This window comes from Frankia sp. CgMI4 (assembly GCF_001756285.1).
Taxonomy (GTDB): domain Bacteria; phylum Actinomycetota; class Actinomycetes; order Frankiales; family Frankiaceae; genus Frankia; species Frankia casuarinae.
The window spans coordinates 26918-43281 of sequence record NZ_MAQZ01000085.1 but is presented as its reverse complement, the minus strand read 5'-3'; the positions used below and the strand labels follow the sequence as shown (position 1 = coordinate 43281).

General features: G+C 69.9%; 15 protein-coding genes. All 15 read right to left on the bottom strand.

The features are described 5' to 3' along the window. The coding region (locus tag Manayef4_RS23235; RefSeq protein ID WP_175443407.1) for a helix-turn-helix domain-containing protein at window positions 1–151 on the bottom strand (151 nt) is incomplete at its 3' end. An 88-nt stretch (window positions 152–239) separates the two neighbouring features. Beyond that, a complete protein-coding gene (locus Manayef4_RS16110) occupies window positions 240–1256 on the bottom strand; it encodes a C45 family peptidase (protein ID WP_023840425.1) in 1017 nt (338 codons plus the stop codon). Beyond that, the gene (locus Manayef4_RS16105) at window positions 1253–1852 is read right to left on the bottom strand and encodes a GNAT family protein (protein WP_070132126.1); all 600 of its coding nucleotides are present in this window, start codon (window positions 1850–1852) and stop codon (window positions 1253–1255) included. The genes Manayef4_RS16110 and Manayef4_RS16105 overlap by 4 nt, the downstream gene beginning before the upstream one ends. A gap of 3 nt (window positions 1853–1855) precedes the next feature. Next, the gene (locus tag Manayef4_RS16100) at window positions 1856–2149 is read right to left on the bottom strand and encodes a hypothetical protein (RefSeq protein ID WP_083282501.1); all 294 of its coding nucleotides are present in this window, start codon (window positions 2147–2149) and stop codon (window positions 1856–1858) included. Then, window positions 2139–3653: an AMP-binding protein gene (locus Manayef4_RS16095; RefSeq protein WP_070132125.1), complete on the bottom strand. Its 1515-nt coding sequence runs from the start codon at window positions 3651–3653 to the stop codon at window positions 2139–2141. Before Manayef4_RS16095 ends, Manayef4_RS16100 begins: the two co-directional genes overlap by 11 nt. Continuing rightward, window positions 3650–5638 (bottom strand): class I tRNA ligase family protein, encoded by a 1989-nt coding sequence (locus Manayef4_RS16090; protein WP_070132124.1) that lies wholly within the window; start codon window positions 5636–5638, stop codon window positions 3650–3652. The genes Manayef4_RS16095 and Manayef4_RS16090 overlap by 4 nt, the downstream gene beginning before the upstream one ends. Beyond that, window positions 5635–6630 (bottom strand): FAD-dependent oxidoreductase, encoded by a 996-nt coding sequence (locus Manayef4_RS16085; protein WP_035909436.1) that lies wholly within the window; start codon window positions 6628–6630, stop codon window positions 5635–5637. The genes Manayef4_RS16090 and Manayef4_RS16085 overlap by 4 nt, the downstream gene beginning before the upstream one ends. Before the next feature lie 221 nt (window positions 6631–6851). Continuing rightward, window positions 6852–8144, bottom strand: a complete 1293-nt coding sequence (locus Manayef4_RS16080) for a SidA/IucD/PvdA family monooxygenase (RefSeq protein WP_011437659.1) — start codon at window positions 8142–8144, stop codon at window positions 6852–6854. 36 nt (window positions 8145–8180) lie between these two features. Then, window positions 8181–9329 (bottom strand): acyl-CoA dehydrogenase family protein, encoded by a 1149-nt coding sequence (locus Manayef4_RS16075; protein WP_011437660.1) that lies wholly within the window; start codon window positions 9327–9329, stop codon window positions 8181–8183. Beyond that, window positions 9326–11518 (bottom strand): iron-containing redox enzyme family protein, encoded by a 2193-nt coding sequence (locus Manayef4_RS16070; protein ID WP_070132123.1) that lies wholly within the window; start codon window positions 11516–11518, stop codon window positions 9326–9328. The genes Manayef4_RS16075 and Manayef4_RS16070 overlap by 4 nt, the downstream gene beginning before the upstream one ends. Continuing rightward, window positions 11515–12204: an SGNH/GDSL hydrolase family protein gene (locus Manayef4_RS16065; RefSeq protein ID WP_011437662.1), complete on the bottom strand. Its 690-nt coding sequence runs from the start codon at window positions 12202–12204 to the stop codon at window positions 11515–11517. The genes Manayef4_RS16070 and Manayef4_RS16065 overlap by 4 nt, the downstream gene beginning before the upstream one ends. Further along, window positions 12201–13319: a ferritin-like domain-containing protein gene (locus Manayef4_RS16060; RefSeq protein WP_070132122.1), complete on the bottom strand. Its 1119-nt coding sequence runs from the start codon at window positions 13317–13319 to the stop codon at window positions 12201–12203. The genes Manayef4_RS16065 and Manayef4_RS16060 overlap by 4 nt, the downstream gene beginning before the upstream one ends. Window positions 13320–13350: 31 nt before the next feature. Further along, on the bottom strand, window positions 13351–14292 hold the full coding sequence (locus Manayef4_RS16055; RefSeq protein WP_070132121.1) for a transglutaminase: 942 nt from the start codon (window positions 14290–14292) through the stop codon (window positions 13351–13353). Continuing rightward, window positions 14289–14528: a hypothetical protein gene (locus tag Manayef4_RS16050; protein WP_070132120.1), complete on the bottom strand. Its 240-nt coding sequence runs from the start codon at window positions 14526–14528 to the stop codon at window positions 14289–14291. Before Manayef4_RS16050 ends, Manayef4_RS16055 begins: the two co-directional genes overlap by 4 nt. Then, window positions 14525–16129, bottom strand: a complete 1605-nt coding sequence (locus Manayef4_RS16045) for an AMP-binding protein (protein ID WP_070132119.1) — start codon at window positions 16127–16129, stop codon at window positions 14525–14527. Before Manayef4_RS16045 ends, Manayef4_RS16050 begins: the two co-directional genes overlap by 4 nt. Window positions 16130–16364: the final 235 nt, after the last annotated feature.

Below are 16364 nucleotides of genomic sequence, written 5' to 3'. Positions count from 1 at the left end.
CGGCCTCGCGCTGCGCGAACGCGGCTTTCACCCGGACCAGACCCCAGTTGTAGGCGAACCGCTCTGCCCCGGCATGCCGGCGCAGAGCGGCAAGCCGGACGGTGTTTGGATCGAGAGCGAACCCTCTCCACCTCCCGCGACGCCAAATCATGGAAGGGTCGGCTAACGAACCGCTTGTTCCAGCAGGTAGGTACAGCGGCGGAAGAGTGGTCCGTCGTGGTGGAGCATCGCCACGATTGTTACTTCAACCGGAATGTCCGAGTAGTGGACAAGGCCGGGTCGCCGGGCCGAAGCCGCAGCTCCCCGAGCTCCGGTAACAGGACTGCTGCCGCGACCGTGCGCTCCCGCCGGATGTCGCCGTTGTCGGGCACCCGGATGGGTGGGGCGGACAGCAACGCRAGGTGCTCCTCGGGCTCCTTCCCAAGGGTCGCGAGCACCGCCGTGGCAGCCTCAAGCCGGCGGACGGAGGAGTTGCGGGCGAACACGTTGATCTCGTCGTGGGGAACGAAGTCGGGATGGAGGAAGTGGTTGGTGTGGACGGTCTGTGGCGCTTGCACGGTCCGTAGCTCGTCACCGAGGATCTCCACCCAGACCGCCCGGGTGGCATCGCAGAGCGTCAGCGACCGGGAGCTGGCCAGCCGCAGGCCGCGGAGGACGTCGAGGGCTTCCTCGACGTCCTCCGCTGTGTCGAGCAGGTGCCGGATCGCCAGGTACGGGGGCAGACCTGCCCGCCAGTCGCCACCCAGGACGAGGTTGAGCCCGATCGCGAGGCCGCGGCTGTTGAGGCCGAGGTATCCGAGCAGGCCGCCGAAGCTCAGCACGAGCGAGCGGCCGATCGGCGAGGCCAGGTCGAGGACGGCGATCTGGTCTTCGAGGTCGCCGTTGAGGTCGACGGTCTGGGCGAGCAGCGGGCCGGCGACCCGCGCGTAGGTGGTGCAGTCACCCGCGGTGGGGATCTTGGTGTAGCCGAGGATCTCGCGCCGAAGCTGGAGCAGCCAGGCCTCGTCCTCGTCCAGGCCCGCGCCGGACGCGAGCCCGGCGACCTCGGCCGCGAGCCGCGGCGTGGCGTGCTCGATCTCCGTACGGTACCGGGCGATCGTCGGGCGCAGTCCGTCCAGCGTCACCGGGTCGGGCAGCAGCCGGCCGAGCCGGCAGACGTGGTCGTCCACAAACGACCGCAGCCGCCCCGCCAACGCCGCCCCGTGGGCCTTGCCCAGCTCCGACGGCTCCCCGTCCGCCCTGACCAGGACGGTCACGGGCACGCCTTAGGGCGCTCGGCGAGCGTCTTCTTCACGATCGGCCATTCCTCGACCAGCACGCTGTAGTAGATCGCGTCGCGACGGCGCCCGTCCGGCATGGGGTTGTAGCTGCGCAGCACCCCCTCCTCGACGGCGCCGATGTTGCGCAGGCCGCCGCGGGCCTGGGTGTTCAACACGTCGGTCTTGAACTCCACCCGCAGCGCGCCCAGGCGCTCGAAGGCGTGCTCCAGCAGCAGCACCTTGGCCCACCGGTTGATCCCCGTGCCGCGGAAGTCTCGGCCGAGCCACGACCAGCCGATCTCCAGCCGAGCGTCCGGCTCGGACAGGTTGCTATAGCTCATGCTGCCCGCGACCCGGCCGGTGCGCTTGTCGGTGATGACGAAGACACATCGCCGGCCGGCCCGATGGTCGGCGAGAGATGCGTCGAAGAACGCCTCGAAGTCGGCATCGGATTCCACCCGGAAGACGAAGTACCGCCAGATGTCCGGGTCGAAAGCGATCGCCCGCAACGCTTCCCGGTCGGCCTCGGTGACGGGTGCGAGGCGGRCGTGGTCGTTGTCCAGGACGGCCGGGCCGTCCGTGCGCCAGGCCACCGGTCAGGCCCCCGCTGGAGCGTGCCGGGACAGGATTTCCACGCAGTCACGCAGGGTGTGCATCCCGRCCAGATCGTCCTCGGTGAAATGGGCCATGTCGATGCCCGTGTCCCTGCACAGCGAGGTCAGGAACAGGACCTTGTTCAGCGAGGTCAGCCCGTAGGTACCGGTGAGGGCGGCAGCGGGCTCCAGGTCCTCGGGGGCGATGTCGATGGTCAGCACCGCGGCCAGGTTCTCCCGGACGACGGTCTYGATGTCAGGCAGCACAGAGTCGGGCAGCACAGAGTCAGGCAGCATGGAGTCCCTTCCTCGGGTCGCCGAGCTGGCGCAGGTACACCGCTCGGATCTGCTTCCGCTTGGGTTTGTACTGAGATGTGAGCAGGCCGTTGTCGATGCTGAACGGCTCGTCGGYCACCACGGCCCGGTGGATGTACTGGTCACCGCCGAGCGCCTTGTTGGTGGCCGCGAGCTGTGCGGAGATGGCAGCGGTGTCCGCCGGCACCGACGCCGGCGAGACGACCGCCACCAGCTCGGTCTGGGCCGGGCAGTAGAGCACGCACTCCGCGATGGCCGGGCTGGCCTTCAGATGCTCCTCGATCTGCCTGACGATGATCTTCTTACCGTTGTCCAACACGATCGTGTCGTCGGCACGACCGAGAACGAACAGGAAGCCGTCGGCGTCAAGGTATCCGAGGTCACCGGTGCGCACGGTGCCGTCGGGGCCGAAGACCCGCTCGGAGTCGCCGGGCTCGCAGTAGGCGTACCGCCCGTTCACCGGGTGCTGGGCACGGACGCTGATCACCCCGTCATCGTCGATGAGTACCTGCTTGCCCGGCAGCACCCGGCCTACGCTGCCCTCCCGGTGCGCGCCCGGGTGGTTCTTGGCCACGATGCACGTCTCGTTGAGGCCGTAGCCCTCGTAGATCGGCAGACCGAGCCGGTTGAAGAAGGCAAGGGTGGCGGGATCGGCGGGCGCCGAGCCCGTCCAGAGGTAGCGGATGCGGTCGCCGAACAGGTCGCGGGCCACATCGGCGAGGTCCMGGCCGGTGCGCTGGGTGYGGCGCTCGATCYGGCTGCGGGCACCTTCGAAGAAGCCGGGCACGCCCATGACGACGGTCGGCCGTACCTGGGTGAGTGCGACAAACGCCGCCTCGTAGGTGCAGACCGTGACGTCGTGGCCGTGCAGCAGCGCCGAATACACCCAGTAGCGCTGCTGAAGCAACGACAGCGGCAGAAACACCAGCAGATTGTCGCCGGGGCCGTGGCCGAACATGCCCTGGACGGCGTCCAGCGAGCTGTCGATGCTGCCGACGGTGGCGCCCAGGCCCTTGGGCGTGCCGGTGCTTCCCGAGGTGAACTTGATCGTGGTGACCTCGTCGGGGGCGTACCTGACCGGCGGCGGGGGCACGTCGGGCAGGTCGTCGGGCAGGTCGTCGAGCAGGTCGTCGAGCAGGGCCGCGAGTTGCTCGACACCGGATTCGTCGGACGGCCGGTCGGTGAACAGGAGGGAGAGGCCGTAGCGGTCCATGAGTTCGCGGGTAGGCGCGAACTTGCCCGGTTCCAGGCCGGCGGTCTCGACCTTGAGCCGCAGGGCAGCCAGGTCGAGCACCACCCACTCGAGGCTGTTGGCGGCGAGGATGCCGATCCGGTCGCCCGCGCCGAGGCCGCGGGCGCGCAGCCTGGCCGCGACCAGGCCGGACAGTCGCCAGACCTCGGCGAGCGGGACCTCGCGGGTGCCGGCCAGCCTGGTGATGTACAGCGTCCCGCGGTCCGGGGTGGACGCCAGGAGTTTGTTGATCATGACAGGCTCCTGCTGGTCGGGCGGAAGAACGTGGTGTGGGCGAGGGTGACCTTGCTGCCCGGCGGGATCAGCTCGACCGTGCTGGGCCACTGGTCGGGCGCCGGCTGGCCAAGGGCTTCGGCCAGCCGGACGGCGAAGCGCGGCATGACCGGCGCGGCGCCGTGCGCGAGCAGTGCGGCGGCGGCCAGCTCCAGTGCGGTGGCCGTGCGCACCTCGTTCGGCATGCCGCCGGCCCGCGCCAGCACGCGTTCCCGGCGGCTGAACCGGAGCGCGTCGGCCACCAGGGCGTCCAGTTCGGCGGCGGCCTGGTTGAGCGAGAACCCGCCGGGCCGCAGGCTGGCGGTGAGCGCCCCAAGCCGGGCAGCGAGCTGGCTGAGGAACCCGGCGTGCTCGGGGGTCCAGTTGCCGGCGTCGGGAGCCACCCCGTCGTAGTGGTCGGCCACGTGCTGGCCGAGGTCGTTCAGCCAGGCCTGCCAGGTGCCGATCAGGGTGGTCGCGAGCGTGTGCTCGTAGGCGTCGAGCTCGAAGTTCGTTCGCTGCGCCTCGGGACGGCTACGGGCGAGGAAGTAGCGCACGGCGTCCACGCTGCCGGCGTCGAGGATCTGCTTGCCCCAGATGGYGTGCCGGCGGCCGGTGGAGAACTTCAGGCCGTCGTAGAGGAAGAACTCGTTGACGTGGTAGTCGATGTCCGGCGTCCAGCCGGGCAGGGCGAGCTGGTAGAGCACCGGGTAGAGARTCGCGTGGTAGAAGCTGTTGTCGTAGCCGAAGAAGTGGACGATCTTCCAGTCGTCGGTCGGCTCGGCGGCCGTCCAGTCGCGGCCGATGCGCTCGCCGAGCTTCTGGATGCCGTGCAGGAAGCCGAAGGCCATCTCCGGCCATACCCAGATCACCTGGCCGGCGCCGTTCGCCTCGTGCGGGGTGATGCCCCAGTCGCTGGGGTGGCTGACCGGGATGTCGACCCGCTCCCGGCGGAACAGTCGTGCGGCGAGCTCCCGTAGCCGGGCCGGGACGCGGCCCCGGCGGTGATGGTCGAGCACCGTGCCCGCGTGCTCATGCAGCGGCAGCACGTAGCGGCGGACCGTGCCGGCAGCGGGTGCCTCGCCGGAGGGCTTGGCGACCGGATCGGCCAGGTCGACCACGGTGTTCGGCTCGCCGCACTCCTCGCAGATGTTGCCGCCGGTGATCTCACCGCAGCCGGGGCAGCCGCCGCGGACGTCGACCTCGTAGAGGTATTGGCCGGTTTTCGGGTCGAACAGCGCGGGGCCGTCGCTCGGGGCGATCGCGCCGGAGTCGACCAGCCTGGTGAAGAAGTCCTTCAGCGCGGGGACATAGCTGGGGTCGGCGTTTGTGACGGTGTACTGGTCGAGCGGGATGTCCATCAGTCGCAGGGTTTCCGCGATCTCGGCGCTGTAGTGCGCGGCCGTTTCGGCGTTCGACCTGCCTTCCCGGCGAGCGCAGTCGACCACGTAGGACTGGAAGTCGTCGCTGCCGGTCAGGTGCCAGATGTTGGCGCCGTTCATCCGTTGGAACCGGACGTAGGCGTCGGCACCCAGATACGGGCCGGAGAGGTGGCCGAGGTGGAGGTCGCCGTTGGGGGTGGGCGGCGTCGAGAAGACGAACACCGGGCGGTCGCCGTGCTCGCTGGTCACCGGGGTGGCCGAGGACACCGCGCGGGCGCCGTCGCGCCAGTACTGGGTGAGGAAGACCAGATCCTGATCCCCGGTGTTCTCCACGACGTGAGCCTCGAACGGCTCGAACAGGACGACGGTGCCCGGCGCGACCGGGTGGCGTTCGGAGCCCACGACGAACTCGCCGCGGCCGGCGACGATGACGATCAGCTCGGTTTCGTCGTGCCGGTGGTGCGCCGAGGCGACGCCCGGTGCGACCCGGCCCCAGGCGGCGCCGGTGCCCAGCCCGTCGACCGAGACCATGTCGATCCCGAATGCTTCGGAGAGCGCGGCGACGCCAAAGCGGTCGATGATCATGCGGTGTCCTTCTCGTCGAGCAGGTCGGCGGCCGCCGCGGCGATCGCGGGGGCCAGCCGGTAGCCGGAACCGCCCGCCGCGCCGGCGAACAGCACCCGGCCGTCGGCGGTGACCGGGCGCACGATCGGCGTACGGTCGGGGCTGTAGGCATCGCAGAACACGCGGCCGGAGACACAGTACGGGCTGAGCTTCGGGGCGTAACGATCCAGGATCGCCCGGCCGCGGTCGAGGTCGTCGGCGGACAGCTCCCCGGTCAGCGCGTCCGGGGTGACGTCCCAGTCGGGTGAGGTGTAGCTGAACAGCCAGTGGCCGCGGTGGGCCAGCGGTAGCAGGAACGCGTCCTCGTCGTGGAAGACGGTCGTGCGGTCGCGAGGGGTGGCGGGTCGTTCGATGTGCAGGGCGACCACTTTCTTGATCCGGACGCCGAGCGGGGCAAGCAGCTCCGGCCAGGCCAGCCAGGGACCCGGTGCCAGCACGACGCGGCCGGCGGTGAGCCGGGCACCGGTGCTCAGCGTGAGGACGACGCCGTCCGGTGCGGACCCCACGGCGGTGACCGCGGTGCCCTCCCGAAACGCCGCGCGGTCGCGGAGCCGAGCGGCCAGGAGTTGGGTGAGCGCTCCAACGTCGGCGTAGTGGGCGCCGTCGCCCTCCCAGCCCTGGTCGGCCGGACGCAGCCGCGCTTCGGGGAGGTAGTGCTCCCGGACGGCGGCTTCGTCGGTGCTGACCACGGTCAGGCCCACCGGGTGGATCGGCACCTGTGGGTCTCGCCGGCGCAGGTCCTCGTACCAGCGATGGCTGTAGGCGGCCAGCGCCCGCACCCGTGGGGTGGCACCGCGCGGGAAGTGCAGGCCGGCGGAGAACCGGGACACTCCGCCGCCAACCACTCCCCTGTCGATCACCGTCACCCGCCGGTGGGGCGCGCGGGCCAGTGCCTCGGTGGCCACCAGGCAGCCGACCACTCCGGCACCGACCACCACGACGTCGGCGTCCACATGATCGCACGCCCTTTGGCCCAGGATTTTCCCGGAAAGAAAGGCCTCCGGGCGTGCAGCTTCGCCATAATCGCACGCCCTTTGGCCCAGGATCGTCCCGGAAAGAAAGGCCTCCGGGCGTGCAGCTTCGCCATAATCGCACGCCCTTTGGCCCAGGATCGTCCCGGAAAGAAAGGCCTCCGGGCGTGCAGCTTCGCCATAATCGCACGCCCTTTGGCCCATTAGCGGGCCCCTGTCTTGGGTGACCACTCGACGAACGCCGGGTCCTGTCCCCTGCTCCGGACGCCGCGGATCCGGTCGACGATCCGCTGGCTGCGCCAGGCGGTGAGGCTGAGGTTCGGGTCGGCGAGGCCGCGCTGCGTGCGGACGGCATTTTGCAGGAACAGGTTCCGGTCGGCCGGGCCGTCCCAGTTGGCGGCGAAGTCGGCGTCCACCTGATACTCGTCGTCCTCCCGCGCCAGGCGTTGCTCCAGGGGTGCCAGGAAGTCCATCCGGGCCGGCTGGAACCCGGTGGCCCAGATGATCACTTCGGCCTCGAAGATCTCCAGGCCGCCGGCCAGGTCGTTGTGCTGGACGGAGATGCTCCAGCCGTCCGGCGAGCACGCCTCGACGCTGACCACCTCGCGGTTGGGGTAGAGCCCGGTGAGCTGCGGGGCGCCCGTGATGAACCGGTGGACGTAGATCTGCTGATAGATTTCCCGGGCGGTGGACTCGGAGATGCCGTCGCTGGTCAGCACCTGCTGGCTGTTGAAGTCGGCCCGTACAGCCAGGTCGAGCTCGGCAAAGTAGTCGGAGTGGCAGGGCATGTAGAACTCGTTGGTGAACGGCGAGTCGTCGATCGGGAAGTAGTTGCGCCGGCGGGACAGCCACGACACCCGGTGCGGCAGTTCGCTGTCGGGCCGGGAGATCAGGTCGAGGAACGCCTCGGCGCCGGACTGGCCGCCGCCGATCACCGCCACCCGCTTGTCGCGCAGGCGGACGGCTTTCGACCTGAACTCGCTGACGTGGAACTGAGTGCTGCCCAGGTGCGGGCGGGCGAACATCGGCACCCACGGCACGGTGCCGACGCCGACCACCACGTTGTCGGCGAGGAGAGCGCGCTTGTCGGTCTGCACGACAAACGCGTCGCCGGTGAAGTCGACGGCCTGCGCCTCCTCGCCGAACACAACGTTCTCGTTGCGACTGCAGGCCCAGCCGAGGTAGTTACGGAACTCCTCGCGGGGCACTTTTTCGAACTGTGCGTTGAGGTAGTGGTAGATTCGCCCGCGGTCGTGGAGATAGGCTATGAACGAGAATGGACTGGTCGGGTCGGACAGGCTCACAAGGTCCTTGAACAAGGACACTTGGAGGGTCGCTCCAGGGATGAGCTGATCGTCGTGCCAGGTGAATTCGGCCTTCCTGTCGATGACCAGGTTCGGCATCCCTGGGTCACCGTGCAACAGGGCTGCCAGGCTCAGGTTGGCCGGTCCGGCCCCGATTCCGACACAGCGGTACCGCGGAGACTTACTCCCCATGAGAAGAGCTCGCTTTCAGCGTTCGGACAGACGAACTTACATTCGCTCGTGAAACCGGCCGCGCGGGCCCAGGGCGTCAGCGATGGCGAGGCGCAGCACCTCGGAGGCGCCCTCGTAGATCCGCAGCGACCGGATCTGCCGGTACAGCCGCTCCGGCAGGCTGTCGTGCACCAGCCCGGCCGCGCCGTAGACCTGCACGGCCGCGTCCACGACCTGCTGGGCGGCCTCGGTGGCGTACAGCTTCGCGATGCTGGAGTGCCTGGCCAGCGGGGCGCCCCGGTCGGCCTCCCAGGCGGCCCTGGCCACCAGGAGGGCGGCGGCGTTCAGCCGTACCTCGACATCGGCGAAGCTGGCCTTCACCGTCGGCAGGTCGAACAGCCGCCTGCCGTACGCGGCCCGTTCTCTGGCCCTGGCCAAAGCGGCGTCGGCGGCCCGGCGGGCGAAGCCAAGCGCCGCGGCGCCGACGGTGAGGCGGAACCGTTCGAGCAGCTCCATGGCCACGACAAACCCGCCGCCGCGGGGGCCCAGGACGGCGTCGGCCGGGACCCGGCAGCCGTCGAACTCCAGTCGGGCGATGTCGCGTTCGGCCACCATGTCGATCGGCTCGATCCGCAGGCCCGGGGTGCCGGCCGGGACGAGCAGCGCGGTCAGGCCCAGCGCGGCCGGGCCGTCACCGGTGCGGGCCACCACGCAGAAGACGTCGGCGCCCGCGGCGCCGGCGATCCACATCTTGTTCCCGTCCAGGACGTACTGCGCGCCGTCCGGCACGGCGCGCAGGGCGAGCGCGGCGACGTCCGAGCCGGCCTGCTCCTCCGACAGCGCGAACGCACCTGCCAGCTCGCCGCAGGCCATGCCGGGCAGCCAGCGCCGCTTCTGCTCGTCGGTGCCGTGGCGCTGGATCGGCCAGGCGGCCAGGACCTGGATCGAGAACGCGAAGTCGGCCAGGTCCTCGGTGTAGGCCAGGGCTTCCCTCGTCAGACACAGGCTGCGCAGGTCGGCGGGCTCCAGCAACCCCGCGGCCCCCAGCTCGCGCAGCACGCGGGCGCCGTACTTCGCCGGCGCGCCGGTCCGGGCTGCCGCCGCCAGATCGGCGCGGGTGTCCCAGAACCTGCCGAGCGCCTCGGCCAGCTCGCGGTGTGACTGCTCGTAGAACGGCAGCGCCACCAGCTCCGGGTCCAGGCTCATGCGGCGGCCCGCCCTGCCATCAGGCGCCTGGCCAACTGCGGCTCGACGAAGAACGCGAACGAGGCGTAGCCGCGCCACACCCGCTGCCAGGCTCGCTCGACGGCAACCGGGCCGGCAGTGCGGCCGACGTGGTCGAGGTAGCCGACGATCAGGTCGGTCGCCTGGCGGGCGTGGCCGGCCGAGACGTTGTCGATGGACAGATGCGCCGCCTCGTAGGCGATGTCGAAACGGTGGTGGCGCATCTTCTCCATCTCATGCAGCCGCAGCTCGCCGAGGCCGAACATCTCTACCCCCAGGCTGTAGCCGAGGATCTCCTCGTAGCGGGAGTCCGGGAACAGCGCCAGGCTGAGCTGGTAGGTGGCGTACGGGTAGGTCAGGTCGGGCAGCTCGGCCTGGGTGAGGAACTCCTCCGAGCGCGGGTGCGGCAGGTGGATGTCCATGCTGGCCAGGGCCTGCTGGATCAGCGTGATGTGGTTCTTGGCGATGTCGCCGCGGCCCATCTCGTCGGCGTAGATGGCGAACAGCGGCCCGTCGCTGGGGCGGTGGAAGCGGCCGGTGTTGCCGATCCGGTGCATGCAGGCGCCGTCGACGAGGTTGCCCAGCGCGAACCGCTTCTGGTTGTTGATCACGTTCTTCCTGGACGGGATGTCGGTCAGCGGCCGGAAGGGCTCGACGAGCTTCGTCCAGTAGAGGGTGTCCACCMGCTCCCACAGCGCCTCGGGGCTGTAGTCGAACCAGCTGGCGTCGGTGTAGCGTCCGGCGGCTCCCAGCTCGAACATCCCCTCGGCCTGGGCGAGCACCCGCTCGACGCGGCTGCGGGCGGCAGCCAGCACGCTGGGGAACCGCTCGACGTTGACCAGGCGGTACAGGAACTGACGCTCGTCGAGAGCCGGCGGCTCGGCCGCGAGGACGTCGCCGGGGTTGGCAGCCACGAGCGCATGCTGCCAGGCAGCGGCACCCTCGTCGCCGGCGGTGCAGGCAGCCAGGTCGGCGCCGGGTTCCTCACCCGCGGCAACAGCGGCCGCCCACCGCCCGATCGTGCGCGCTTCGGCCTCGTCGAAGATCCCGAACATCGGCCCACCGAACGTGATCGCCCTGGTGAAGCGGCAACCGCCGGCCCGCAGCGGCTTCAGCTGGCTGGAGGAGCGGAACTGACGGATGAACGCCGCGGCGTCGAACGCCGGGTCGGCGAACAGGTCGCGCAGCGGGGTACCGGAGATCTGCACCTTGTGGTGCTGGCGGCCCGCGTACGGTGCGTGCCTGGCGACGATCAGCGCCACTCTGGCGTCGAGTGACAGGCCCTGGTGCCAGCTCGCGAGATCGTCGAGCATCGCCACGTGCGCGCTCTCCAGACGCACGACGAGCTGGATCGCCGCGAGCAGCCGCGCCCGGTCGGCCGGGCCGGTAGGCGACTGCTCGGTAAGCGCCAGATACTCCGCCAGCAGCGGCGCCKGATCGTACCCAGGGCCGTCCACACCGGGTGGGCCGTCCACACCGGATAGTGCGGCGTCGGTGCCCAGTGCCCGGAAGGCGCAGTGCACGCCGACCACCTCGGGCAGGAAACTGGCCGGCAGCCGGGACAGCGACAGGTAGAAGGCGGCCGTCACCACGGTGAGCGGCCGGGCCTGCGCCGCGGTCAGGAAGTCGGTGGCTGCCAGGTCAGGGAGCACCACGCCGTGCTCCGCCAGCAGCCGGCGGCGCTGATGGGCCAGGGTGCGCTCGGCCACGCCACGACCCAGCAACTCCAGCTGCTCGACGCCCAGCCGGTTGACAATCACGGCGGGTTGGGTAGCTGGCTGCGACACGGTGTCCAGCCAGCAGCCTTCGATCAGCGCGAGCGGGGCACGCTGCCGCAGCACCGCGGCCACAGTCTCGGCCGAAGCGGTGCGAAGCCGAGCGGCGACCCCCGCAATCGCCACGCGGGAGCCGGCCAGCTCGGCGAGCACGTGCTCCCGGTCCGGACCGGCTTCCCTGGCCAGACCGGCTTCCCTGGCCAGGGAAGCACTGTCCGGCAGGAACGCGGCGAGCACCCGGCGGGCGGCCACCAGCGTCGCCTCGGACTCCTGCTCGACCAGCAGCTGGCGGTACAGGGCGGCCGGCGGCCCGGCCACGGCCGCGGCTGCCTCGGCGGCCGCGGCCGGGCCGCACTCGAACGGTCCMAGCGGCAGCGAGGTCGTCAGGTCGGTCATGCGGCTTTGCTCCTCGCGGCCAGGTGAGCGGCGAGTCCGTGCATCTTCCCGGTGGCCTCGAACGCCTGACCGCGGCAGTTGAGGTGCAGCCTGTCGCTGCAGTAGATGCCCGCGTCGGCRCAGAGCGGATGGTCGGTGAACGAGACGAAGATCGCGCCGTACTCCTGGGACACCTCCCGCGTGATCCGGGTGACGATCCTGGTCGCCTTGCTGAACATCTCCCCGTACTTCTCGGAGACGATGCCCGCCTGGCTGATATCGAGCATCCCGATGGTGAGGATGTCGGCACCGGTCACCCTGACCCTGGAAACGATCTCGGTCAGCTCGGCGCGCACGGTGACCGGATCGAAGCCCGGCCTGATGAAGTCGTTGCCGCCGCCGGAGAGGAACACCAGGTCGGGCCTGAAATCCAGGGCCGGCCGCAACTGCGTCTGGCGGATTTCGGTCAGCGTCAGATCGCGTTTGGCCAGTCGAATCTCGTCGAGGTCAGGGTGAATGCGGTGCAGCACGGCACTGATCCGGTCCACCCAGGACAGATCCTGGTAGCCGGGCACAGCTTCGCGTATTCCGGTCGAGATGCTGTCACCGATCACCGCGATCCGCTTCCACGGCGCGCCCGCCAGCAGCTCCACACCGGCTTCGGTGGAGATGACGTATGGGTCGGTGGCTTCGGTCAGTTCGGTCATCCCTCGTCCTCGCAGTCGTCGTCGCCGTCGTCGGACCCGGCGCCGACGGCTATGACCGCGGACACTTCCCGCTGCCGAGTGGCAAACTCCAGCCTGGCGATTTCGTCGGCGATCCGCTCGTCCTCGGCGCTTATCTCGGCCCCGTCGACCCGGCTGAACCCGAGGACGCCCAGCTCACGCAGGCTCTCCTGCATCCTGGGGCCGAACAGGTTGATGTCCTTCAGCGTTGGGACAATCCGGGTGAACACCCGGCGCCGGAATTCGCGCTGGGCGGGCGAGCGGTTGGCCAGCGCGATGCATTCTTCGGCGCCGTAGTCGAGTTTGCGCCACATCTCCTCGCCGACGAACCGGTCCTTGAGCACCCAGCACGCCTCGACCGCGAAATCCTCCCGCTCACGCAGTTCGGCGGTGCTGAGCTGACTGTAGTAGTCGCGCAGTGCCAACCGTCCGAACGCGACATGACGCGCCTCGTCCTGCAGCACGTAGGCGTTGAGCGCCTGCGCCAGCGGATCGCGCATCCGGTCGCGCTGGATGCTGAACGCCGCCAGCGCCAGGCCCTCGATCATCACCTGCATGCCGAGGTAGGTGATGTCCCAGCGGCTGTCACCGATGATCGCCTCAAGCAGGCCGCGCAGACCGGTGGAGATCGGGTAGTGCACTTTGATCTTTGCCTGCAGCATGCGCTGGTACGCCTCGACGTGCCTGGCCTCGTCCATCAYCTGCGTGGCGGCGTAGAACTTCGAGGCGATGTCCGGCACGGCCTGGACGACCTTAGCCGAGCACACCAGGCCGCCCTGCTCACCGTGTAGAAACTGGGAATAGAGCCACCCGGCTATGTGCTGGCGGACGGTGGTCCGCTCCGCCTCCGGCAGGCGCTCCCATACCCGCGTCCCCGCGATCCAGATGAACTCGTCGGGCAGGCCGAGCGGGTTGTCCGGGTCGACGTCGTGGCTCCAGTCCAGCTGCGTCTCGGCGTCCCACTGGCGCTGCTTGCCGCGGGAGTACAGGTTCAGCATCTGTTCGGTGCCGGCGTCGTAGTCCCAGGTGAACAGCGCGTCCCCGCCGAGCGGAACGGCCCAGCCACCAGCCAGCTTCGCCATCGTGTCTGACTTCATGACCACTCTCTTCAGGTCTCTTCAGATCTCTTCAGGCTCGGCTGACGACAGCGCGCCGAAGACGTGAGGACACGGCCCCGAAGGCCCACGCCGCCGGCGGCGTGCCGTCCGGCCGCAGGAACAGCGCGGCCGGCTCGGCCACGGCGCACGGCAGCAGGCGGTTGAACCGGCTGCCACGGCAGGCCGCCCGGAACTCCGCCCCGCCGTCCCGGCCATGCTCGGCCGCGAGGTAGGCGAACGCCGGGTCCAGGGCGCGCCACTGACCGTCGAGGTGGACCTCGCACCAGCCGTGGTCGTTGCCGACGAGGCCCAGCAGGAAGCCGCGGCGGGCCCGCGCCTGGAATCCTTCGGCCCGCAGCCGGTCGGCGAGGACCCTCCCCGCCACGACGCAGTCGGCGACACCCAGATCCCAGGACCGTCGGTGGTCGGTGCGCAGCGGCTCGGCGATCGCCTGATAGCGCACCGCGCCGCTGTCGAAGGCACCGAGGACGTCATCGAACGCCGCGCGGATCCGGCGGTCGGCGATGTCGAAACGCTCGCCGGTGAGCCGGACGCGCACCTGGTACGGATCGACCTGATAACCCTCGGCGACGACCGGCCGCGGCAGGTCGGCAGCCGGGTCGTCCAGGAGCTCGACGCCCTCGGCGTCGAGCTCCGGGACCGCCACCTGGAAGGTCTCACCGGTGGGTGCCCGGTGTACCGCAACCGTCCAGTCCAGGGGCACGAACCAACTGTCCGGCTCGGCCGCCACGAACCGCATGAGCAGCCGCCTGGCTAGTTCGGGCACCGTGGTGCCGGTGCCCGAGTGCAGCGCCGCGTTGGCGACGTCGGTGTAGTCGAGCAGGCCGTCGACCTGCCGCAGGCCGAGCGCGGCGACCCCGGCTTCGTCGGTGCACAGCACGGTGGCCGCGTCGGCGAGGGTGGTGTCGAAGACGGYCAGGTCCGGCGGGGTCGGCTCGAAGCGGAGTCTCACATGAGTTCCTTGATGAGCTCGGCAAGGTCACGCGCGGTAACTGCCGCGAACGGGACGTCGTCGGRAATCGCCACACTCAGTGCGTCCTCGAGATCCACCACCACGCTGAGGAYCACCACCGACTCGATCTTCGGTAGCAGGTGCATGGGGAGATCCAGGTCGATGTCGGCCTTGTCCATCTGCAGCCGGTTGGCCAGGGCGGTGGCCACCGCGTCCTCGACGGTCTGCATACTCATGAGGCGTCCTTCACGGTCTTCTGGTAGAGGTCCCTGGCGGCTTGGCGGCGAACCTTGCCGGAGCTGGTGTGCGGGATGGAGCGGACGGGCACGGGGTGCACGAACGCCACCCCGGGGCCGAGCTCAGCGGAGATGGCCGCCTCGACGGCACTCGTCAGAGCGGCGGCCTCCGCACCCTCGAGCGGCGTCTCGACGAGGACCGCGAGGTGCTCGAAGCCGCCGTCCCTGGCCTGGAGGGCGGCGCAGGCCCGGACGTCGAAACCCTGGACGCGGCGCGCGATCTGCTCAACGTCTTCGGCGTAGTAGTTCTGACCGCGGATGATTGCCATGTCCTTGAGGCGGCCGACCAGGAACAACTCGCCCTCGGCCTCGAACCCGAGGTCGCCGGTGCGCAACCAGCCGTCGGAGGTGAAGGGCTGTTGGTCGGCGGGCAGCCCGAGGTAGCCGCCCATCACGGCCGCGCCACGGATCTGGACCTCACCGACCTGACCGGCACCCGGGGCGTCGATCCGGAAGGCGATGCCCGGCGCCGCCGAACCGCAGGCGACGACCTCACGGGCGTTGTCGGCCTCCGGGGCGACGCGGGCGACCTCGTCGCCCGGCGCGAGGGCGAACCGGTCGACGGTGAGGTGCCACGGCAGGTCCTTCGGCGTCGCCCAGCTGACGACGAGCGTGGCTTCGGCCATGCCGTAGCACGGAAGCATCGCCTCGGGCCGGAACCCGTACGGGCCGAACACCCGGTTGAATGCCTCCAGCGTCGACCACCGCACGGGCTCGGCGCCGTTGCARGCGGCCCGCCACCCGGACAGATCGAGTCCGTCGGGAGCACCGCCGGCTTCGACCGCGTCGACCATGCGCTGATAGGCGAAGTTGGGCATGGGCAGCACGCTGGCGCCGGACGTCGCCGCGCCAGCCAGCCACCCGCGGGTGTCCCGGAGGAAGTCGGTGGTGCGCCAGAGGTTGACTGAGCAGCCCCTGGCCAGGTGCGCGAGCATGCCGAACAGGCCCATGTCGTGGAACAGCGGCAGCCAGATGCCGATCTCGTCGGTCTCGGTCAGGCCCAGGCCGTCGGCTATGGCCGCCAGGCCGGCCAGGATGGTGTCGGCGGTCAGCGCGACACCCTTGGGCGCCGAGGTGCTACCGGAGGTGTACTGGATCACCGCGAACTCGTCGGCCGGGTTCTCACCGACCGGCCCGGCCGGCTCGGGTACCTCCGTGATGTCGTCCAGCCGGACGTTCGGCAACGTTCCGAGCCGGCTGAGCAGGTGCGCGCTCTGGCCGTCCACCAGCAGGGTCTCCAGCTCGGCATCCTCGATGACGCGGCGCAGGTGCTTCTGGTAGCCCTCGCTGCTCCCGAACGCCACGGGGAGGGCGATGGGCACCGCGGCAGCCCCGATCCGGAAGCACGCGAGCAGCCCGCGCAGCCAGGGTTCGCCGTTGGCCATCAGGATGCCGACGCGACGCCGGCCGGCGATCACTGTTGCCGTCCGCTCGGCGTCGGCCAGCAGTTGCGTGACGGGTACGGATCGTCCCTCGAACGGCAGGTGCAGTGCCGTCTTCGGGCGGGCGTTGGTGCCTACCGCATCCCAGAGCGCGCTCACCAGGTCTCCCCCTTGCCCGAATAAACGAAATAACGCCCCAAATCGGGAGATTGACGGAATCAATGGAAGCGAAACACAAGTTACGTCAGAGCGCAAGAAGGTTACTAATCTTCAATCAATCGTTCGATTTCGACGATCTTTGCCGTGTTCCTTGAACCGGTATCTGGGTGTGCGGAGCTGGTGCGCGCGACCCGTGTCGGGTACGCGTGGGGAAAGCGGCGCTTCGCTCGCGCCG